Raw genomic sequence first — 21,719 nt, 5'->3', positions numbered from 1 at the left:
GTCGATACCGCGTGCCGCATGCGCGCCCGCGCCTTGCGCACCGCCCACCATTCGACAGGAGACACGTTATGGCAGACACGCTCACCGGCCCCGTCACGGCCGCCACGCTCGCGGCATTTTCCGACGCATTCAACCGGCACGACGCCAATGCGTTGATGGGCTTCATGACCGAGGACTGCGTATTCGACGCGGCCGGTGGCCCCGACATTCACGGTACGCGCTTCGTCGGCCGCGATGCGGTACGCGCCGCGTTCGAAGCCGTGTTCAAGACCTTCCCCGACGCGCACTGGGGTCACGGCCGCCACACCGTCGCCGGCGAACGCGGCGTCTCCGAATGGGTGTTCACGGGCACGCACGCCGAAGGCTGGCGCATCGAGGCCGAAGGCTGCGACCTGTTCGAATTCCGCGACGGACTGATCGCCGTCAAGCGCGCTTTCCGCAAGGAACGGCCGAAGCAACCGGCCTGAGCGCGCCCCCCGGGCCACCATGCCCCGCGCGCATTTTGAAACGAATCATTTCATTTCATTCCACATTCCCCGGTAGCAGGTGCAATGGCTTGACCGGCTTTCCCAAGCAAATAGCATCTGGAACAAGACGTTCCGTTAATTGAACAATCGGAGACAACCCATGAGCGAACAATCCACTTCCCTGCGTGCATCGACCAGCGGCCCGCAGGACATGACGCCGTCCGAAGCCTTCGTCGAGACCCTCGCGGCCAACGGCGTGACCGACATGTTCGGCATCATGGGCTCCGCGTTCATGGATGCGATGGATATCTTCGCACCGGCCGGCATTCGCCTGATCCCGGTCGTGCACGAACAGGGCGCGGGCCACATGGCCGACGGCTATGCGCGCGTGTCGGGCCGCCACGGCGTCGTGATCGGCCAGAACGGCCCCGGCATCAGCAATTGCGTGACGGCGATCGCAGCGGCTTACTGGGCGCACAGCCCGGTCGTGATCGTCACGCCGGAAGCCGGCACGATGGGCATCGGCCTCGGCGGCTTCCAGGAAGCGAACCAGTTGCCGATGTTCCAGGAATTCACGAAGTACCAGGGCCACGTCACGCACCCGGCGCGGATGGCCGAGTTCACCGCGCGCTGCTTCGACCGCGCGCAGGCCGAGATGGGCCCGACGCAGCTGAATATCCCGCGCGACTACTTCTACGGCAAGGTCAAGGTCGAGATTCCGCAACCGCGCCGCCTCGATCGCGGCGCCGGCGGCGAGCAGAGCCTCGACGACGCGGCCGAGCTGATCGCGCAGGCGAAGTTCCCGGTGATCATCTCGGGCGGCGGTGTCGTGATGGCCGACGCGATCGAGGAATGCAAGGCGCTCGCCGAACGGCTCGGCGCACCGGTCGTCAACAGCTACCTGCACAACGATTCGTTCCCGGCGAACCACCCGCTGTGGTGCGGCCCGCTCGGCTACCAGGGCTCGAAGGCCGCGATGAAGCTGCTGTCGCGCGCGGACGTCGTGATCGCGCTCGGCTCGCGCCTCGGGCCGTTCGGAACGCTTCCGCAGCACGGGATGGACTACTGGCCGAAGGACGCGAAGATCATCCAGATCGACGCCGACCACAAGATGCTCGGCCTCGTGAAGAAGATCTCGGTCGGCATCTGCGGCGACGCGAAGGCGGCCGCCGTCGCGCTCACGCAGCGCCTCGAAGGCCGCACCCTCGCGAGCGACGGCTCGCGCGGCGACCGCGCCGACCAGATCGCGACCGAAAAGGCCGCGTGGGAAAAGGAACTCGACGACTGGACGCACGAACGCGACGCGTACAGCCTCGACATGATCGACGAGCAGAAGAACGAAAAGACCTTCAACGGCGGCCGCTACCTGCATCCGCGCCAGGTGCTGCGCGAGCTGGAAAAGGCGATGCCCGAGGACGTGATGGTGTCGACCGACATCGGCAACATCAACTCGGTCGCGAACAGCTACCTGCGCTTCAACAAGCCGCGCAGCTTCTTCGCGGCGATGAGCTGGGGCAACTGCGGCTACGCGTTCCCGACGATCATCGGCGCGAAGGTCGCCGCGCCGCACCGCCCGGCCGTGTCGTATGCGGGTGACGGTGCGTGGGGCATGAGCCTGATGGAAACGATGACCTGCGTGCGCCACAACATCCCGGTGACGGCCGTCGTGTTCCACAACCGTCAATGGGGCGCGGAGAAGAAGAACCAGGTCGACTTCTACAACCGCCGCTTCGTCGCCGGCGAACTCGACAACCAGAGCTTCGCGGCGATCGCGCGGGCGATGGGCGCCGAAGGGATCACGGTCGATCGTCTCGAGGATGTCGGCCCGGCGCTCAAGCGCGCGATCGACATGCAGATGAACGAAGGCAAGACGACGATCATCGAGATCATGTGCACGCGCGAACTCGGCGATCCGTTCCGCCGCGATGCGCTGTCGAAGCCGGTGCGCATGCTCGACAAGTACAAGGACTACGTGTGATGCCGCGTCGCTGACGCAAGCGCTGCCGGCCGTGCCCTCCCCGCACGGCCGGCACCCGGCCGGACGCCGTGCCCCGTGCGGGCCGCCGCATCCGGCCTTTTTTACTTCGAATTCCCGATGAAAGCCCTCGACCGCATTCTCGAATCCGCGCGCCGCCGGCCGATGCGCATCGCGCTGTGCGAAGCCGACGATCCGCGCGTGCTGCACGCCGCCGCGCGCGCGACGCGCGACGGCATCGCCCGCATCGTGCTCGTCGGCGACCGTGCCGCCATCCATGCGGCGGCCGCGCGCGACGCGATCGATCTCGACGGCATGACGCTCGTCGATCCGGCCGCCGCCGCGCACCGCGACGCGTATGCCGATGCCCTCCATGCGCTGCGCAAAGACAAGGGCATGACGGCCGACGCCGCACGCGACGCGGTGCTCGACCCGCTCTGCCACGCGAACCTGATGGTCCGGCTCGGCGACGCGGACGGCTCGGTTGCGGGCGCCGTGCATGCGACGGCCGACGTCGTGCGCGCGGCGATCCAGCTGATCGGCGTCGATCCGGCGTTCCGGATCGTGTCGAGCTTCTTCCTGATGATGCTGTGCGAGCCGTTCCACACGATCAAGGGCGGGCTGATCTTCTCCGACTGCGCGCTCGTCGTCGATCCGGACGCCAGCCAGCTCGCCGAAATCGCGATGGCCGCTGCCGACAGCGCGCACGCGCTGCTCGGCGAGGCACCGCGCGTCGCGATGCTGTCGTTCTCGACGAGCGGCAGCGCGCACCATGCGGCGGTCGACAAGGTGACGGCCGCGACGGCGCGCGTGCGCGAACTGCGCCCCGCGCTCGCGATCGACGGCGACGTGCAGCTCGACGCGGCGATCGTCGCGGAGATTGCCGAACGCAAGATCGCGCATTCGCAGGTCGGCGGCCATGCGAACGTGCTCGTGTTCCCGAGCCTCGAAGCCGGCAACATCGGCTACAAGCTTGCCGAGCGGATCGGCCGCGCAAAGGCCGTCGGCCCGCTGCTGCAAGGGTTGCGCCGGCCCGCGAACGACCTGTCGCGCGGCTGCAGCGCCGACGACGTCTATCACGTGATCGCGGCGACCACCGTGCAGGCGCACGCGGCCGCGCAGCGAGCCGCGGCCGGCGAGGCGGCACACGCATGACGGCAGACAAACTGGCGATCCTGATCGCGGTGATCGGCGCCGGCAGCTATTTCCAGACCGTCACGGGGTTCGGGCTCGGGATGATCGTGATGGGCGCGACGAGCGGCTTCGGGCTCGCGCCGCTCGCCACCGTCGCGACGCTAATGAGCGTCGTGTCGCTCGCGAACGGCGCGACCGCGCTACCCGGCCGGCTGCATCACATCGACTGGCGTGCGGTCGGCGCCGCGACGCTCGGCATCCTGCCGTCGGTCGTCGCCGGCGTGGTGCTGCTCGAATGCCTGAGCCGCTCGGCGGCCGACCTGCTGCAGCTGATCCTCGGCGCGGTCGTGCTGTACGGTGGCCTGAGTGCGGCGCTGCGCCCGACGCCGTTGACGGAGCGCTCGGACAATCGCAGCTTCTTCGTCAGCGGCCTGTTCGGCGGACTGCTGAGCGGGATGTTCGGCGTGTCGGGCCCGCCGCTCATCTTCCAGTTTTACCGGCAGCCGCTGACGCTCGTGCAGATCCGCTGCGCGCTGATCGTGCTGTTCACGACGACCTCGGCCACGCGCGTGCTGTACAGCGCATGCGAAGGCCAGCTCGATCGCGATATCTGGCTGCTGGCCGCATTCGCGACGCCGGTCGTGATGCTGACGACGATCGCCGGTCGCCACTACCCGCCGCCGCTGTCGCCGGTCGCGCTGCGACGGCTCGCATTCGGCGTGCTGATGGCGATCGGTGTCGGGCTGATCGCGACGTCGCTGCCGCCGCTGCTGCATCGCGGCTGATTCCTCGTCTCTTTCACCGCCGCGCACCGATCCAGCGCGCGATTTCGACGAGCCGCTTCATGTCGGGCGCCGACACGAGATCGATCGCGAGCCGGTGCCGGTAGTACGGGCCGAGATCGAGCCCGACGCCGAGCCCGAGCACTTCGATCTGGCCGGCCGCCTCCTGTCGCGCAACCACCTGTTTCAGATGGTTGTCGAGATAGAACGGATCGTTCGCGAGCGCCGTCGCGCCGTCCATCGGGCTGCCGTCCGAGATCACGACGAGGATCTTTCTGGCCTCCGGCCGCGCCGCGAGCCGCGCACACGCCCATTCGACCGCTTCGCCGTCGATGCCTTCTCGGAACAGGTCGGCCTTGAACAGCGCCGCAATGCCGGTGCGCGCATGCCGCCAGCGCGTGTCGGCATCCTTGAACACCAGGTGGCCGGTTTCGTTGAGCCGGCCCGGATGGCGCGGCTTGCCGCACGCGAGCCACGCCTGCCGCGCGCGGCCACCGTTCCACGCGAGCGTCGTGAAGCCCAGCACTTCGGTCGCGAGCCCCGCGGCGTCGCCCGCGCGGGCCAGCGTGTCGACCATCAGCGCGACGCCGTCGATCCACGTCTTCATCGAGCCCGAACAGTCGATCAGGAACGCAACTGCGCAGTCCGCATGCGGCCGCACGCGTTCGAGCCGGAACAGCCGCCGTTCGGCCGGCGAGCTGACGAGCTGCGCGAGCCGGCGGCCATCGAGGCGGCCATGCTCCTCGCCGAACGACCAGCCGTCGGCCTGCGGCACGACGAGCGCCGCACGCAGCACGCGGGCGAGCCGGGTGACGTTGATCCGCTGCGCGGCGACCTGCGCATCGAGCCGCTCGCGGTACTCGCGCAGCAACGCCGCGCGGATCTGCGCGGCCGGCCGCAACTCGCGGTCGTAGCGCGTCGTGTACGCGCGATAGACGGCGCCGCCGCCGTGCAGCACGACGCTGTCGCCCGTCTCCACCAATGCCGGCAAGTCGATGCCCGTGTCGTCGAAATCGACCCACAACGAGAAATTCGTAAGCGCATCGTCCTGCTCGCGTGCGTCTTCGGTCTCCGGATCGACGACGGCCGCACGCGCGTCCCGGATCATCGACGCAATGCGCCGCGCGAGCGCCAGCGCATGTTCCGCGAATTCACGCTGATCGTGCCGGCACCGGCGCAGCCCCGCGAGCTGCACGCCGATCTCGGGCACGATCGCCGCGCGCGACGCTTCGATCAGGTCTTCCGTTTCCTCGAGCACCGGCCAGCCCGTCAGCCGCGACCACGCGATCTGCGCGACCGTGTAGACCAGCATCCCGACATGCGTATCGGCCTGTCCCGACCGGTGAAACGCACGCGACCAGGTTTCGAAGCGATGGCGCAGGTTCTGCACGACGCCGCGCATCGCGGGTGGTGCAAGCGATTCGCAGCGCAGTTGCTCGAGCATCTCGAACAGCACGCGTTCGACGGGATCGCCGCCGGAGAACGCGCGATGCAAATCGGCATCGGAATGCAGGATGCGCAACGCGGCGCCATCGGCCGCGCCGCGCCACGACGCGAGATCGTCGTCGGCGGCCTGCGCGCGCAGGTGCGGCGCATGGATCGGCAACGGCCGCAGGTCGCGGCACACACGGCCCGCGCGGTAATGCAGCGCCGCATCGCGCGTCAGCGCACGCACGGTCGACGCGCCCAGCGCTTCGCGCGCGGAGGCACGGCGTGCCGCATCGCGACCGGCGCTCACCGCCCCGCCCCCGGCTCGCCGCCGCCGGCACGCGACGCGACCGCCAGTTCCTCGCCGAAGCAGCGCTGGTAATACTCGGCGACGACCGGCCGCTCGGCGTCGTCGCACTTGTTCAGGAACGTGAGCCGGAACGCGAGCGCCGGATCGCGGAAAATCTGGCAGTTCTCGGCCCAGTTGATCACCGTGCGCGGCGACATCAGCGTCGACAGGTCGCCGGTCGCGAAGCCGTTGCGCGTCAACTCCGCGAGGCTCACCATCGATTCGAGCAGCGGCCGGCCGGCTTCGTCCGCGAGTTCCGGCACGCGGGCGCGCACGATGCCGATCTCCTCGTCGCGCGGCAGGTAGTCGAGCGTCGCGACCACGTTCCAGCGGTCCATCTGCGCATGGTTGAGCATCTGCGTGCCGTGATAGAGCCCGTTCAGATTGCCGAGCCCGACCGTGTTCGCGGTCGCGAACAGCCGGAACGACGGGTGCGGATGGATCACGCGGTTCTGGTCGAGCAGCGTGAACTTGCCGTCGCGCTCCAGGACCCGCTGGATCACGAACATCACGTCGGGCCGCCCCGCGTCGTATTCGTCGAAGATCAGCGCGACCGGCCGCTGCAGCGCCCACGGCACGATCCCCTCCTGGAATTCGGTCACCTGCACGTCGTCGCGCACGACGATCGCGTCCTTGCCGACGAGGTCGAGCCGGCTGATGTGGCCGTCGAGGTTCACGCGCACGCACGGCCAGTTCAGCCGCGCGGCAACCTGCTCGATATGCGTGGACTTGCCGGTGCCGTGCATCCCCTGCACGAGCACGCGGCGGTTGCGCGCGAAGCCCGCGAGGATCGCGAGCGTCACGTCCGGGTTGAAGCGGTACGCATCGTCGACATCGGGCACGTGGTCGTCGCGCGCGCTGAATGCGGGCACCATCAGGTCCGAGTCGAAACCGAACCGTTCGCGGACCGACACCATGCAGTCCGGCTTGTTCGTCACCCCATCCATTGCGTTGCGCTCCTGTCGTTGCGTGTTGCGCAGGCGTCGATCGCGCCTGCGTCGATCCTGTTTACGGAACGATTCGTTCCGTTGCCGAAAATGCGTGCCGGGTTGCCGTGCCCGCCGCCCCGCGCGGCCGGCCTGCCGGGCCGTTCGGTACAATGGCCGCAGTCCAATTTCCGGAACGCCCGACATGCTGCCCGCGGATACGCCCACGCTGCGCGCCTTCGCGCTGCTCGAACATCTCGTCCAGGCCGGCGACGCCGTGTCGCTCGCCGATCTCGCGCGCGACGTCGATATCCCGAAGGCATCGCTGCACCGGATGCTCGCGTCGCTCGAAGCCGGCGGCCTCGTGATCCGCGAGCCGGGCCGCAAGAACGCGTATGCGATCGGGCCGCGCCTCGCGCGACTCGGCACCGGCGTGATGCTGCATGCGGGTGCGCGCCGGCTGCGCCACGCGATCCTCGAGCGGCTCGTCGCCGATCTCGGCGAAACCTGCAACCTGACCGCGCTGCACGACACCGAAGTCGTTTATCTCGACCGCGTCGAGGCCGACTGGCCGCTGCGGCTCGACCTGAAACCGGGCTCGCGCGTGCCCGCTTATTGCAGCGCGAGCGGCAAGCTGCTGCTCGCGCTGCTGCCGCGCGACGAACGCGCCGCGCTGGTGCGTGCGATGGCGCTGCCGCGCCACACGCCGAACACGATCTCCGACCCCGAGCTGCTCGAAGCCGAACTCGACCGCACCGCGCACAAGGGCGTCGCGATCGACAACGAGGAATTCGTCGCGGGTATCGTCTGCATCGCGGCGCCGATCCTCGGCGACGACGGCGCGTGCATCGCCGCGGTCGCCGTCCATGCGCCGGTGTCGCGCGCGCCGCTGTCGCGGCTGCTCGACCATGTGCCGCGCCTGCAGGAAGCGGCCCGCGCGCTCGCGGACACCTTCTAGTACGGCGCGGCCGCTCGCTTCCAGCGTCATGACGCGCGCTGGTAGTAGATGTTCTGCGGATGCCGCGCATCCGCGAAGAAGAACCAGCGTTCCGCGACCAGCCCCGCATACTGGATCACGAACGCCGCGCCGAGCGCGACGGCCGCCGCGACCGGTGTCGGCGCGAGTGCGCCGGCCCCCGTCAGCACGAACGGCACCGCGAACGCACCGATCAGGAAACCGGCCTTCACCGCGCGCAGCGTGCCGTTGCCCTGCCCGTGAAAGAATTCCTTCGTGTTGAATGCGCTGGCCGTGAAGCCGCGCGACTTCTGCTCGACCTTCTCGCTGCGGATCCCCGTCGCGCTCTGCACGGTCGACTTCGGCCGCAGCCGTGCATTGCGCGCGAGCGACGCGAGCCGTGCGACGCAGCCCGCGAGCGTCAGCACGCAGGCGGCCACCGCGAGCCGGCCGACCAGCGCCGGCGCGAGCCATGCCGCGCAGGCCGTCGCGAGCGTGCACCCCGATGCGCAGCCAAGCAGCACGAAGTTCACCAGCGTCAGCGGGCTCGCCCATTCCTGCAGGAAGCGCAGGCACGCGTAAATCATCGCGGTGCAGACGAACAACGCGACGCTCGCGAGCGCGCCCGCCGCGCCGATCAACAGCGTGCCGGGCCAGCCGAACAGGTGCGCGGCGCCATACGCGAACGCGCATGCGAGAAACACCGGCAGCGCGATGCATTCGCGCGACAGCCACGACGTGCGCCACATCGCGATCGCACGCCAGGCACGTTCGGGGTGGCCGAGATGGAAGAACGACGCGAACAGGCCAAGCACGCCGAGCACGACCGACAGCGCGGTGCCGGTCACATAGAACGCGGCGGCCACGTCGAGGCCGGCCAGCCGCGCCAGCGCCTCGACGATCACGAGCGTCAGCAGCAGGCCCTGTGCGGCGCCGCACAGCGTGGTGAGAAAAACGACCGAAAAGGCTGGGCGCATGGGAACTCCGTATGGTTCTGAATGAAATGCGTCGCGCTCAGCGCGGCGTCGCCAGCGACACGAGATCGATGTCGCCGCGCGACGCACGTGCCTCGAACGAATCGTCCTCGTTGCGTCCGTCCGACGCGCTGCCGCATCCGCCGCTGCTCCCGCAACCGCACGACGCTTCGGTCTTCACGCGCGGCAGGTAATGGTTCGACGGCCGCGTGCCCCATTCGGGCATCAGTGCATAGCCGCCGCGTTCGCGGATCGCGCGCGACACGTCCGATTCGGGATCGTGCACGTCGCCGAACAGCCGCGCCGACGTCGGGCACGCGAGCACGCAGGCCGGCTTGCGGTCGCGTTCCGGCAGCGCGTCGTTGTCGATGCGGTCCGCGCACAGCGTGCACTTCGTCATCTCCTTGCGGCCTTCGTCGAGCTCGCGTGCGCCGTACGGGCACGCCCATGCGCAGTACTTGCAGCCGATGCACTTGTCGTAATCGACCAGCACGATCCCGTCCGACTTGCGCTTGTAGCTCGCGCCGGTCGGGCAGACGGGCACGCACGGCGGGTCCTCGCAGTGCAGGCACGACTTCGGGAAGTGGATCGTGTCGGTCATCGGAAACACGCCGGCTTCGTACGTCTGCACGCGATTGAAGAACGTGCCGGACGGATCGTCGTCGTACGGACGCATATCGGCGAGACTGCCGGCTTCGCCCGACGTGTTCCATTCCTTGCAGCTCGTCACGCAGGCATGGCAGCCGACGCACACGTTCAGGTCGATGACGAGGGCCATCTGGGTCATGGTTCTGCTCCTTCGTTCAACGATCGTCGGACGTCGGGCCGGCCGACGCCGCGCGCCGCAGCCGCGCGGCGAATGCGCCGGTTCCCGCGAAATACGCCTGCACGCGCTGCAGCACGCGCGGCGTGCCGGGCAGCGCCGGCATCGGCGCGAACTGCGGCAGCGTCGTCGCCGCATCGGCTTCGGCCGGATAGATCCGCACCTGCACGTCGTACCAGCCGGCCTGCCCCGTAACCGGATCGGAGTTCGACATGCGCGCACCGGCGCGCGCCGCATCCGGCAACTCGTCGGTGATCACGTGGTTGAGCAGGAAGCCGCGCTGCGACTCGCCCGCGTCCGGCCCGAGATTCCATGCGCCCGACGCCTTGCCGATCGCGTTCCACGTCCACACGGTGCCGGGCTCGACGGCCTCGCTGTAGCGCGCACGGCAGCGTACCTTGCCCCACGGCGATTCGACGTAGATCCACGCGCCGTCGTCGATCTGCTGCGCGGCGGCCGTCACCGGGTTCACGAACAGGTGGTTCTCGCCGTGGATCTGCCGCAGCCACGCGTTCTGCGAATCCCACGAGTGGTACATCGCCATCGGCCGCTGCGTGATCGCCGCGAGCGGATAGCGGTTCGCATCGGTCAGCCCGCTTTCGAGCGACCGGTGCCAGAACGGCAGCGGATCGAAATAGCGCGCGATGCGCTCGCGCAGATGGTCGGGCGGCTGGCGGCCCGACGTGCGGCCCTGCGCAGCGAGCCGGAATTTCTGCATCACGTCCGAGTAGAGCTGGATCACGATCGGCACACCGAACTTGCGCATGCCGTTGTCGACCGCCCACTGCATGTACGGGCCGTTGCAGTTGCGCATGTACTGCAGCGGCTCCGGCAACCGGTGGTGGTACACGCAGTTGTTCTCCGCGTAACGCTTCCACTGGTCGGGGTTCGGCTCGCCGACGACGGCCTTGTCGCCGTCCTTGCCGCGCCAGCCGATCAGGAAGCCGGTGCCCGAATTCGGCGCGGTCTGGAAGTTGATGACGAAATCCGGATAGTCGCGGTACTTGCGCTGCCCGTCCGCGGTCGTGAAGGCCGGAAACTTCAGCCGGCTCGCCAGCTCGATCAGCACTTCCTGGAACGGTTTGCATTCGCCGGTCGGCGGCACGACGGGCACCCGTACCGAATCGACCGGCCCGTCGAATTCGGAAATCGGCCGGTCGAGCACCGACATCACGTCGTGCCGTTCGAGGTAAGTCGTGTCGGGCAGGATCAGGTCGGCGAACGCCGTCATCTCCGACGCGAACGCATCGCACACGACCAGGAACGGGATCCGGTACTCACCGTCGTCGCGCTTGTCGACCAGCATCTTGCGCACTTCCGTCGTATTCATCGACGAATTCCACGCCATGTTGGCCATGAAGATCAGCAGCGTATCGATCGGATAGGGATCGCCGCGCCACGCATTGGTGATCACCGAATGCATCAGTCCGTGCACCGCGAGCGGGTATTCCCACGAGAATGCCTTGTCGAGCCGCGCGGGCGTGCCGTCCGGATGGACGAACAGATCCTCGGGGCCGGCCGGCCAGCCGAGCGGGCCGGTCGCGAGCGGCGTGTTCGGCTTGATCTGGTCGGGATCGTTCGGCGGTTTCGCCGACGGCGGCACCGCGCGCGGATACGGCGCCTTGTGGCGAAAGCCGCCCGGCCGGTCGATCGTGCCGAGCAGCGACATCAGCACCGCGAGCGCACGAATCGTCTGAAAGCCGTTCGAGTGCGCGGCGAGCCCGCGCATTGCATGGAACGCGATCGGCACGCCCTTCACCGTCGCATGTTCCTTGCCCCACGAATCGGTCCATCGCACCGGCAATTCGATCGCGTGCGCGCGCGCGACCGTTTCCATCTCGCGGGCGAGGCGGCGGATCGTATCCGCCGCGATGCCGGTGATGTCGGCCGCCCATTCGGGCGTGCAATCGGCCACCTGTTCGCGCAGCAGCGTGAACGACGGCGCAACCGGCGTGCCGTCGTCGAGCGTGTAGCGGCCGTCGAGCGCAGGCTCGGCGCCATCCGTGTGGTGCAGCACCGCGCGGTTCGTCTTCGTGTCCCACCACATCCGGTTCTGCGGATACAGCGGGTTGACCTCCGGCGCATCGGCATCGCGCACGAACAGCCCGGACGTGTCGGCATCGGCACGCAGGTCGATCAGCTCGCCCGCGTTCGTGAAGCGAGACACGAATTCCATGTCGAACGCGTCGCGCGCGATCAGCTCGTGCATCAGCGCCATGAACAGCGCGCCGTCGGTGCCCGGGCGGATCGGAATCCACTCGTCGGCAATCGCCGCGTAACCGGTGCGCACCGGATTGATCGCGATGAAACGGCCGCCCGCGCGCTTGAACTTGCCGAGTGCGATCTTCAGCGGATTCGAATGGTGATCCTCCGCGGTGCCGATCATGAAGAACAGCTTCGCGTTGTCGAGGTCGGGGCCGCCGAATTCCCAGAACGAGCCGCCGATCGTATAGATCATCCCGGCCGCCATGTTCGCCGAGCAGAACCCGCCGTGCGCCGCATAGTTCGGCGTGCCGAACTGTTTCGCGAACAGGCCCGTGAGGGCCTGCATCTGGTCGCGGCCCGTGAACAGCGCGAAGCGCTTCGGGTCGGTCGCGCGCAGGTGCGACAGGCGCTTTTCGAGCACGTCGAACGCGACCTCCCACGACACCGGCTCGAACTGGGCATCGCCGCGTTCGGCGCCCGGCTTGCGCATCAGCGGCTGCGTGAGCCGCGCGGGCGAATACTGCTTCATGATTCCCGACGAACCTTTCGCGCAGATGACGCCCTGGTTCAGCGGATGCTGCGGATTGCCGTCGATATAGCGCACTTCACCGTCGCGCAGGTGTACGCGGATGCCGCAGCGGCATGCGCACATGTAGCACGTCGTGGTCTTGATGTCGGCCTGCTCGTCGCGCTCGCGTGCCCGATGTTCCATCGTCTGTCCTCGTTCGCGGATGACGGTGCGCCCCGCCGGGGCGCACCCGTGAATCGGTTCATCCATGCTATGCCGGCAGGCGGCCGACATAAAGTCGCATCCTCCGATCGGTCCTATCGGGCGGCCTGATAGTTGGCCGCGACATCCATCGGATCGCCCGCCGGATCTGCACGCGCGAAGGCCCGGCGCGCGCACCGGGCCTTCGGCGTCATGCGTTACCGCCCGTTACCGCGGCGGATACGCAAGCAGTTCGCTGTCGTCGAGATGCTCGCGACGGCTGCGGCGCGTCAGCCCGTATGCGACGACCAGCACGCCGAGGCTCGCGACGCCGAGCCACAACGGCTTGCGCTGGTCCGGGATGAACGCCATCGCGACGAGAATGCCGATCATGCCGACGATCGCGACCCAGGTCAGGTACGGATACGCCCACATCTTGACGCGCAGCTTGCTGGCGGCCACCGGGTCGAGACGCTTGCGCAGGCGCAGTTGCGAGAACGCGATCAGCACGTACACGAACAGCGCGACGGTGCCGTACGAATTGACGAGGAACGCGAACACGGTGTCGGGCGACACGTACGACATCACCACCGACGCGTAGCCGAACACCGTGCCGAGCAGGATCGCGCGCACCGGCACGCCGCGCTTGTTGACCTTCGCGAGCGCGGCCGGCGCGTCGCCGTGGCGGGTCAGCGCGAACAGCATTCGCGATGCCGCATACAGGCCCGAGTTGAGCGCGGACAGCACGGCCGTCAGCACGATCGCGTTCATCACGTTGGCGGCGGCCGGCAGGCCCATCACTTCCAGCGCGCTCACGTACGGCGTGGCCATCTGCGCGGAATTCCACGGCACCAGCGCGACGACGAGCGCGACCGACCCGACGTAGAACACCAGCACGCGCGTAATCACCGAGTTGGTTGCCTTCGCAACGGCCTTGGCCGGCTCCTTCGCCTCGGCCGCCGCGATCGTCACGATCTCGGCGCCGAAGTAGAACCCGGTGGCCGCGACCGCCCCGCTCATCACCGGCCCGATGCCGAGCGGCATGAAGCCGCCGTGGCCGAGCAGCGTCGGCAGCACGGCCGTGGTGTGCATCGACGCCGGCCACAGGCCGAGCACGTAGAGGCCGCCGAGGAACAGGAACACGATGATCGCGCCGACCTTGATCGACGAGAACCAGAATTCGAACTCGCCGTAACTGCCGACCGAGATCAGGTTCGTGAGCGTCAGCACGACCAGCAGCGCGAGACTGATGATCCAGGCCGGCGTGTCGGGCAACCAGAACTGGATCAGCTTCGCGCCCGCCACCGCTTCGAGCGCGACGACGATCACCCAGAAATACCAGTACATCCAGCCGGTGAGGAAGCCCGCCATCTTGCCCGGCCCGCGCCAGTTGCCGAACGCGAGCCGCGCGTATTCATAGAACGAGCCGACGGCCGGCATCGCACAGGCCATCTCGCCGAGCATCCGCATCACGAGCACGACCAGCCCGCCCGTAATCAGAAACGACAGGATCGCGGCCGGCCCGGTCTGCTGAATCACCACGCCGCTGCCGACGAACAGCCCGGCACCGATCACGCCGCCAAGCGCGATCATCGTCATGTGGCGCTGCTTGAGCCCACATTTCAGGTCACTCTGTTCCATCGAGGGTTGCATGTCTTCTCCATATCCAGTTGTCCGGCGCCGCCCGCGCATCACCGTCGGGTGAACGCGAGCGCCGCCGGCGACGGCGCGTGCAGGGGCGCCTGCAGCCCCGGCCGCACGGATTTCCGTTGCTTTTCTTGTGTTGGATGGCCCGGTGCGAGCGCGCTGCGCCGGGCCGGATGCACCGCGTTCAGGGTTTCTCGTCGTTCCTGAAGTACGACACGTAGAGCATTCGCTGCCCGAGGCGCCGGAACGGTGCGAACGGGTGGCCCGGCAGCGGCGACGTGAAGATCGGCAGCGTCTGGCGTGCGCCCTTCCCCGCGATCTGCTCGGCAAGGCGCCGGCCGGCCTGCTGCGAGTACGACACGCCGTTGCCGCCATAGCCGAGCGCGTAGTACACCGACTGCCGCGGATCGGGCTGGCACACGCGCGGCATCATGTCGTGGCTCACGTCGACCCAGCCCCACCACGAATAATCGATCTGTACGCCTCGCAGCGCGGGAAACTTGCGCGCCATCCCTTCCTTCAGCAATTCGAAATGGCGCGGGTTCGGCGCATCGTCGCCGGTGATCGCGCTGCGGCTGCCGATCTGCAGGCGGCGATCGGGCAGGAACCGGTAGTAGAAGCGCAGCGTGCGCGTATCGGTCAGCACCTGCGTCGTGCGGAAATTGCACGCGTCGATCTCGGCGTCGGTGAGCGGCCGCGTGACCATCGAATTCGACAGGATCGGCATCACCTTGCTGCGCAGCGACGGATGCAGCGTCTGCGCGGTGTACGCGCCGGTCGCGATGCCGACCGCACGGGCCCGCACGACGCCGCCCGGCGTACGCAGATGATGGACGCCGTCGATCGTCTCGAAACCGAGCACCGGGCTGCTCGTATGCACCTTCGCGCCGGCTTCGCGGGCGAGCCGCAGGTAGCCGAATGCGAGCTTCAGCGCATGGATGCCGATGCCTTCCGGCTCGTGCAGCGCGCCGGCCGCCTCGTGGTCGTCGATGAATTCGCGGCGGAACGTCTCCGCGCTCAGCAGTTCGGACGGATAGCCGAACACGTCCTTCCACACCTTCGCCTCGGCCGCGAGCTTCGCCATGATGCGCGGGCGATGCGCGATCAGGAAATGGCCGCCCGGCTGCGGTTCGCAGTCGATTTCCGACACGAGCGACTTGAAGTGCTCGAAGCCCTCGAGGATCTCGTCGTGCATCTTCAGCGCAACGTCCTTGCCCCAGCGTTCGATCCACTGCGAGCGCGACAGCCGGCCCGACGCGTTCTGCCCCTGCCCGCCGTTGCGGCTGCTGCAGCCCCAGCTCGTGCGGTTGGCCTCGAGCACGACGGCCTTGATGCCGTGATCCCGCGCGAGGCACAGCGCGGTTGCGAGGCCCGTGTAGCCGGCGCCGATGATCGCGACGTCGACATCGAGATCGCGCGTGACGGGGCCGTCGTCGGGCGGCGGGGTGCCGGCCGTCGCGACCCAGTAGGTCGGCGCGTACTGCTTGCCGCACCCGGGGCCCGGCGACACGAGCGGATCGTAGGTCGGGTCGTAACGCGTATCGTTCGGCCGGGCGCCGGCAAAGCCGCTCGCGGTGCCTTCGATGGAACGGGTCGACATGATCAGCCCTCCGACACGAGCGTGCCTGTTGCGCCGCAACGGGCGCGCGAGGCGATTGGACTGACTGATGCGGGGCGCGTGCCCGCCGCGCGGGCGAATGCTGCCGACTGCCTGTAGGTCATGCCTGTCTCCTGATCGTGCTCTTCGGGTCGATCGTGTGCAGATGCTTCAATGCGGCGATCTGTCGAGGCAAGTGTAGGCAGGCCGATTTTTCGCAGGTAGGTCCAGTGGACCGCATTCGCTTGGACCAGCGTGCGGGGCCCGCGGGCGGACCAGCGCGGCGGGCAATACGAACCAACGCGGGGCGACCGGCGGCGAACGGCAGCGCGGCGCGCGGAGCCGCTGGCGACCGGTTCGCCGATACGACCCCGCGCGCCGCGCCGCCCCGCCCGGCGCAACGTCACGTCGCGCGCACCGCGACGCCGGTCAGGTTGCCGCGTTTCTCGATCGCCCGCGCGGACACGATCGACAGGAGTGCAGACAACATCACGTAAACCCCGACGAGCCAGGGCGCGCCGCCGTTCACGCGCAGCAGCGCGGTTGCAACGATCGGCGTGAGGCCGCTCGCGAAGATGCCCGACACCTGGTAGACGAACGAAATGCCCGTGTAACGCACGTTCGCGTCGAACAGCTCCGCGAACAGCGCGGCTTCCGGCCCGTACGCCATCGCATAGAAGATCCCGAACGGGATCACCAGCGCGAGCCACACGGCGGGCAGGTTCGTCGACTGCGTCTGCAGCAGCCAGAACGCGGGCAGCACCGACAACCCGCACAGCGTCGCGCCCCACCGGTACACGCGCGCACGGCCCAGCCGGTCCGACAGGCCGCCGAACACCGGGATGAACACGCACATCACGACGGCCGCGCTCATCACGCCGAGCAGCGCGTCGCCGCGCGAGATCGACAGGTTGCGCGTCATGTAGCCGATCGAGAACACCGCGAACACGTTGAAGAACACGCCGTCGATGTAACGCGCCCCCATCCCGAGCAGGATCGCCTGCCGGTAGTTGGCGAGCAGCTCGACGACCGGCAGCTTCGTGTCGCGCCGCTGACGCTTGAGCGCGACGAACTCGGGCGTATCGGCCACCCGCGTGCGGATGTAGAAGCCGACCGCCACGAGCAGCAGCGACGCCGCGAACGCGACGCGCCAGCCCCACGCGAGGAACGCGGCGTCCGGCAGCACGCGCGACAGCAGCGCGACGACGCCGGCCGCAAGGCACAGCCCGATCGCAAGGCCGATCTGCGGCAGGCTCGCATACAGCCCGCGCCGGTGCGGCGGCGCATATTCGTACGCCATCAGCACCGCGCCGCCCCACTCGCCGCCCAGGCCGATGCCCTGCAGCACGCGCAGCGTCAGCAGCAGCACCGGCGCCCACATGCCGATCTGCGCGTAGGTCGGCAGGAACGCGACGCCGGCCGTCGACACGCCCATGATCAGCATCGTCAGGATCAGCGCGGACTTGCGCCCGACGCGATCGCCGAGATGGCCGAACAGCAGGCCGCCGAGCGGCCGCGTGACGAAGCCGACCGCGAACGTCGCATACGCGAGCATCGTCGACACGAACGCGTCGTCCGCCGGAAAGTACTGTTTGTCGAACACGATGCCGGCGACCACGCCGTACAGGAAAAAGTCGTACCACTCGACGGTCGCGCCGATCACGCTGGCCGCGGCCACGCGTCGGACGACCCGGGAATCGATTGCCATGCGAGCTTCTCCAGGTAAGGATGCGCCGCAACCTGCCCCGGCGCCGTGCCGGCGGGGGCATCGATGAGCGCGCGGCGGCCGTCCGGGCGCAGGAGCACGGGCCGCGCGGGCGCCCTGTCCTACGCGACTGCCTCGGCGGCCGGCGCGACGCTGCGGCCGCGATCGGCCTCGCGCGCGTCCTCGAGAATCATGTCGGACGCCTTCTCGGCGACCATCACGATCGGCACGTTGGTATTGCCCGATACGAGCGTCGGCATGATCGAGCAGTCGACCACGCGCAGCCCGCGCGTGCCGTACACGCGCAACCGCTCGTCGACGACCGCGAGCGGATCGCTCGCGACACCCATTTTCGCCGTGCCGGACGGATGGAAGATCGTCTGGCCGTATTCGCGGCAGAACTCGAGCAGTTCGTCGTCGGTCCGCGCGTCGGCGCCGGGCCGCACCTCGCGCTTCATCAGCGGCGCCATCGGCTCGGTGGCCGCGACGCGGCGCGCGAAGCGCACGCCGGCCACCGTCGTGCGGCGGTCGCGCTCGGTATCGAGATAATTCGGCTGGATCGACGGCGCGTCGCGCGCATCGTCGCTGCGGATCCGCACGGTGCCGCGCGATTCGGGCCGCAACTGGCAGATCGAATACGTGCAGCCCGGAAACGGATGCACGCTGCCGCCGGCCGAATCGGCCGACAGCGTCGAGAAATGGAACTGGATGTCGGGCGTCGCCGATTCGTCCGGCAATGCGCGGCAGAACATGCCGCCCTGGTTGATGCCGATCGCGAGCGGGCCGCCGCGGAACAGCGCCCATTGCAGCCCCATCTTCGCGCGGCCGACCCACGAATGCAGCGCGTCGTTGGTCGTGATCGGCTTCGTCACCTCGTAGATCAATCGCACCTGCAGATGATCCTGCAGGTTCTCGCCGACGCCCTTGCGATCGGCAACGACCGGAATCCCGTGCCGGTCCAGCAGCGCGGCCGGCCCGACGCCCGACACCTGCAGCAGCTGCGGCGACTGCAGTGCCCCGGCCGCGAGGATCACCTCGCGCAGCGCCCGCACCTCGTGCACCTTGCCGTGCTGCACGTAGCGCACGCCGGACGCCTGCGCGCCGTCGAACAGCACCTTCAGCGCCTGCGCATCGGTTTCGATGTGCAGGTTCGGCCGCCCGCGCGCGGGCTTCAGGTACGCGACGGCCGTCGAACAGCGCAGCCCGTTGCGCGTCGTGAGCTGGTAGTAGCCGACGCCCTCCTGGTCGCCCGTGTTGAAATCGTCGACCGTGCGCACGCCGAGCCGGTTCGACGCGGCGACGAACGCATCGACGAGTTCATGGCGCTGCCGGATCGCCGACGCCCACAGCGGGCCGCCGGTGCCGCGCGTCGGCCCGTCGCCGAGCGTGTTGTGTTCGAGCCGCCGGAAATACGGCAGGCACTCGCGCCAGCTCCAGCCGCGATTGCCGAGCGCGGCCCAGTGATCGTAGTCCTGCTGCTGCCCGCGCACGTAGATCAGCCCGTTGATCGAGCTGCTGCCGCCGAGCGTGCGGCCGCGCGGCCAGTACAGGCGGCGGTTGTGCATGTTCGGGTCGGGATCGGTATGGAAGCCCCAGTTGTAGATCGGGTGGAACATCGTCTTGCCATAGCCGATCGGCACATGGATCCACATGTAGTTGTCGGCGGGGCCGGCCTCCAGCAGGCACACCGTGTGGCGGCCGCCGTCGGACAGCCGGTTGGCGAGGACGCAACCGGCCGATCCCGCGCCGACCACGACATAGTCGAAGCTGCGTGTCATTCCGTGTCTCCGTTCCGGGTATGAGAAAAATCCGGTATGTTTCGTCCAAATTTATGGAGCACACGAAGCGCGTACAAGCCGATTTATTGTCCGTGCCGTGAATGTGGTACAAAAACCGTTCAATTCGTTTCATTTCTGCCGGACACGACCATCCCGGGACGCACGCCGATCCCGACGGAGGAGACACATGCGCGACACCGCCCCCGCGCCGCCCGATGGCGCGCCCGCCGACGACGCACGCGTGCTGCGTGCGCTCGCCGTGCTCGAAGCACTGGCCTCGGCCGGGCAGCCCTACACGCTGTCGCAGCTCGCCGCGCGGCTGCACATCCCGAAGGCGACGCTGCTGCGGCTGATCGAATCGCTCGAAACGCGCGGCTACGTGATCCACATGCCCGACTCGCGCGGCCACGACCGCGGCATCGCGCTCGGGCCGCGCGCCGCGCAGTTCGCGCTCGCGGCACTGTCGAACAACACGTTCACGCGTGGTTGCCGGTCGGTGCTGCGCGCGCTCGTCGACGTGCTCGGCGAGACCTGCAACCTCACCGCGCTCGACGGCGACACGGTGCTGTACGTCGAACGCGTCGAGACGACCGAGCCGCTGCGGCTCGAGATGCGGCCCGGCATGCGCGTGCCGCTGCATTGCACGGCGAGCGGCAAGCTGTTCCTGTCGCAGATGAATGCGCTGGAGCGCAACGCGATGCTGGCGCGGCTCACGCTGAAGAAGATGACCTACCGGACGCTGACCGATGCGCAGTTGCTCGCGGCCGAGCTCGACCGGCTCGCCGCGCGTGGCGTCGGAATCGACAACGAGGAATTCGTGCGCGGAATGGTGGCCGTCGCGGTGCCGGTGAAGGATGCCGCGAGCGGCCGCGTGCTCGCGGCGCTCGCCGTGCATGCGCCGACCGCGCGTGCGACGCTCAACGACCTGCTGGAGAACGTGCCGAAGATGCGCGACGCGGCCACGCGGCTCGCGCCGCTGCTGCATGGGGCCGACGGCGTGCCGCCGGGCTGAGGCGGCCGCACGCGCTCACCGCTTCATGCGAGGTGGTAGCGCAGCCAGAAGGTTTCGCGGCACGCGTTGTCGAATGTCAGCCGCGACGGGCTGATCGGCTGCGCATCGGGATGATGGAGCACGTCGTAGTCGATCCAGCATTCGGCGCACAGCAGGTCGGACGGCGCGCGGTCCTGCTCGACCGAGCGGCGCACGATCGCGCCGTTGTCGAAACGGTATTCGGTTTCGTCGCGCGTGACCTCGACCTCGTCGTCGGTCCAGCGGTCGTGCGACGTCGCGTGCGACACGATCTGCACCGGCCCGGCGAGCCCGTGGATCGCGGCGACGTAGGAAATGAGCTTGTCCATGGCGAGGCGGCGAACTGGCGGATGGCCGTTTCGCGCAACGCATGCAGCGCGAAACGGCCCGAGCGGCGAGTATAGCCGCGCGCCGAAGACCTTGCCGCCGACGGGGTTTCGCGCGCTGCGCGCCCGGCGCGAACGTCGCGCGCCAGCGCTCGCCCGTGCCGTCGCCGGCCACGTGCGCGAGTGCGCGCGAGATGCCGGTCGACTACGCGAACAACGCGTGCACCGCGTCGAGGTGCGGCGCGAGAAACGCCGCGCTATCGGTCTTGCCGGTGAACACGTCCGCTGCCCCGTCCGCCATCACGAAACGCATGTCCGTTACGCCCAGATAACCGAACAGCGTTCGCAGCCACGGCTCGAGGAAATTGCGCTGCGCCCGCTCCGCGCCCGGCCCGTAGAACCCTCCCGCCGCGATCACGAAGGTCGCGCATCGCCCGCCGAGCAACCCGCGCGGCCCGGACGACGTCGTTTCGATCGTCTCCCCTTGCCTGACGATGTGATCGAGCCAGAGCTTGAAGTGCGCGGACGGCCCCCAGTTGTGCATCGGCACGCCGATCACGTATTCGTCGGCGTCGCGCAGCTCGGTCGTGAACGTCGTCGACAATGCCAGCATCTCGTTTTGCTGCCCGGTACGCAGGTCCGGCGGCGTGAAGTTCGCCGCGATCCACGCCGCGTCGATCGGCGGCATCGCAATGCGACACAGATCCCGTTCCACGACGCGCCCGCCGGGATGCGCGCGCAGCCAGTTACGCGCATACGCCTGCGTCAGTTGGCGCGAAACGGACGCATCGCCCATTGGGCTCGAATCGATTTGCAATAACTTGAACATCGGAATTCTCCGGTTGAAAGCGATCCGATGTTATTCAACCCAAAGGTTGACTGTCAACCTTTGGGTTGAATATAATGCCG

17 protein-coding genes are annotated in these 21,719 nt (G+C 68.5%); 6 read left to right on the top strand and 11 right to left on the bottom strand.

Going from position 1 to position 21,719, the window contains the following annotated elements:
- Window positions 1-68: 68 nt before the first annotated feature.
- The 4 genes from OHZ10_RS24660 (at window position 69) to OHZ10_RS24645 (ending at window position 4,361) form a co-directional block, all read left to right on the top strand.
- Window positions 69-467, top strand: a complete 399-nt coding sequence (locus OHZ10_RS24660) for a nuclear transport factor 2 family protein (RefSeq protein WP_047850193.1) — start codon at window positions 69-71, stop codon at window positions 465-467.
- A gap of 160 nt (window positions 468-627) precedes the next feature.
- Window positions 628-2,445: a sulfoacetaldehyde acetyltransferase gene (gene xsc / locus OHZ10_RS24655; protein ID WP_059237115.1), complete on the top strand. Its 1,818-nt coding sequence runs from the start codon at window positions 628-630 to the stop codon at window positions 2,443-2,445.
- Between the two features lie 117 nt (window positions 2,446-2,562).
- Window positions 2,563-3,597 carry a phosphate acetyltransferase gene (gene pta / locus OHZ10_RS24650; protein WP_342705951.1) on the top strand — a complete coding sequence of 345 codons (1,035 nt, stop codon included), beginning with the start codon at window positions 2,563-2,565 and terminating at the stop codon, window positions 3,595-3,597.
- The gene (locus OHZ10_RS24645; RefSeq protein ID WP_059237117.1) at window positions 3,594-4,361 is read left to right on the top strand and encodes a sulfite exporter TauE/SafE family protein; all 768 of its coding nucleotides are present in this window, start codon (window positions 3,594-3,596) and stop codon (window positions 4,359-4,361) included. The genes pta and OHZ10_RS24645 overlap by 4 nt, the downstream gene beginning before the upstream one ends.
- A 13-nt stretch (window positions 4,362-4,374) precedes the next feature.
- Here OHZ10_RS24645 and OHZ10_RS24640 read toward each other — a convergent pair whose 3' ends face one another.
- Together OHZ10_RS24640 and OHZ10_RS24635 are read right to left on the bottom strand one after the other, a co-directional pair.
- Window positions 4,375-6,096 carry a cobaltochelatase CobT-related protein gene (locus OHZ10_RS24640; RefSeq protein WP_342705950.1) on the bottom strand — a complete coding sequence of 574 codons (1,722 nt, stop codon included), beginning with the start codon at window positions 6,094-6,096 and terminating at the stop codon, window positions 4,375-4,377.
- Entirely contained in the window at window positions 6,093-7,082 is a 990-nt protein-coding gene (locus tag OHZ10_RS24635) for an AAA family ATPase (protein WP_059237119.1), read from the bottom strand. Before OHZ10_RS24635 ends, OHZ10_RS24640 begins: the two co-directional genes overlap by 4 nt.
- A gap of 184 nt (window positions 7,083-7,266) precedes the next feature.
- On the opposite strand from OHZ10_RS24635, the gene OHZ10_RS24630 reads away from it, so the two are divergent.
- Window positions 7,267-8,019, top strand: coding sequence for an IclR family transcriptional regulator (locus tag OHZ10_RS24630; protein WP_059237120.1), 753 nt, complete (start codon window positions 7,267-7,269; stop codon window positions 8,017-8,019).
- A gap of 26 nt (window positions 8,020-8,045) precedes the next feature.
- Here the strand turns inward: OHZ10_RS24630 and OHZ10_RS24625 are convergent, their stop codons facing one another.
- The 7 genes from OHZ10_RS24625 to OHZ10_RS24595 form a co-directional block, all read right to left on the bottom strand.
- Window positions 8,046-8,993: a dimethyl sulfoxide reductase anchor subunit family protein gene (locus OHZ10_RS24625; RefSeq protein ID WP_342705949.1), complete on the bottom strand. Its 948-nt coding sequence runs from the start codon at window positions 8,991-8,993 to the stop codon at window positions 8,046-8,048.
- A gap of 37 nt (window positions 8,994-9,030) precedes the next feature.
- Complete coding sequence (locus OHZ10_RS24620) at window positions 9,031-9,777, bottom strand: 4Fe-4S dicluster domain-containing protein (protein WP_059237122.1); 747 nt, start codon at window positions 9,775-9,777, stop codon at window positions 9,031-9,033.
- A 16-nt stretch (window positions 9,778-9,793) separates the two neighbouring features.
- Entirely contained in the window at window positions 9,794-12,730 is a 2,937-nt protein-coding gene (locus tag OHZ10_RS24615; RefSeq protein WP_174991914.1) for a molybdopterin oxidoreductase family protein, read from the bottom strand.
- Between the two features lie 225 nt (window positions 12,731-12,955).
- Window positions 12,956-14,380, bottom strand: coding sequence for an amino acid permease (locus OHZ10_RS24610; protein ID WP_059237124.1), 1,425 nt, complete (start codon window positions 14,378-14,380; stop codon window positions 12,956-12,958).
- Between the two features lie 178 nt (window positions 14,381-14,558).
- A complete protein-coding gene (locus tag OHZ10_RS24605; protein WP_174991915.1) occupies window positions 14,559-15,974 on the bottom strand; it encodes an NAD(P)/FAD-dependent oxidoreductase in 1,416 nt (471 codons plus the stop codon).
- 400 nt (window positions 15,975-16,374) lie between these two features.
- Complete coding sequence (locus OHZ10_RS24600) at window positions 16,375-17,679, bottom strand: MFS transporter (protein WP_174991916.1); 1,305 nt, start codon at window positions 17,677-17,679, stop codon at window positions 16,375-16,377.
- A gap of 119 nt (window positions 17,680-17,798) precedes the next feature.
- The gene (locus tag OHZ10_RS24595; RefSeq protein ID WP_340625110.1) at window positions 17,799-19,454 is read right to left on the bottom strand and encodes a choline dehydrogenase; all 1,656 of its coding nucleotides are present in this window, start codon (window positions 19,452-19,454) and stop codon (window positions 17,799-17,801) included.
- Between the two features lie 187 nt (window positions 19,455-19,641).
- On the opposite strand from OHZ10_RS24595, the gene OHZ10_RS24590 reads away from it, so the two are divergent.
- Entirely contained in the window at window positions 19,642-20,466 is an 825-nt protein-coding gene (locus OHZ10_RS24590) for an IclR family transcriptional regulator (RefSeq protein WP_059237128.1), read from the top strand.
- A gap of 23 nt (window positions 20,467-20,489) precedes the next feature.
- Here the strand turns inward: OHZ10_RS24590 and OHZ10_RS24585 are convergent, their stop codons facing one another.
- Together OHZ10_RS24585 and OHZ10_RS24580 are read right to left on the bottom strand one after the other, a co-directional pair.
- Complete coding sequence (locus OHZ10_RS24585) at window positions 20,490-20,813, bottom strand: hypothetical protein (RefSeq protein ID WP_059237129.1); 324 nt, start codon at window positions 20,811-20,813, stop codon at window positions 20,490-20,492.
- Between the two features lie 202 nt (window positions 20,814-21,015).
- On the bottom strand, window positions 21,016-21,639 hold the full coding sequence (locus tag OHZ10_RS24580; RefSeq protein WP_342705948.1) for an FMN-dependent NADH-azoreductase: 624 nt from the start codon (window positions 21,637-21,639) through the stop codon (window positions 21,016-21,018).
- Window positions 21,640-21,719: the final 80 nt, after the last annotated feature.

Origin of the sequence: Burkholderia arboris, from assembly GCF_038723655.1 — a bacterium.
In the GTDB taxonomy this organism is placed as follows: domain Bacteria; phylum Pseudomonadota; class Gammaproteobacteria; order Burkholderiales; family Burkholderiaceae; genus Burkholderia; species Burkholderia arboris.
Note: the sequence above shows the minus strand (reverse complement) of the source record. Positions and strands in the feature narration are given on the sequence as shown.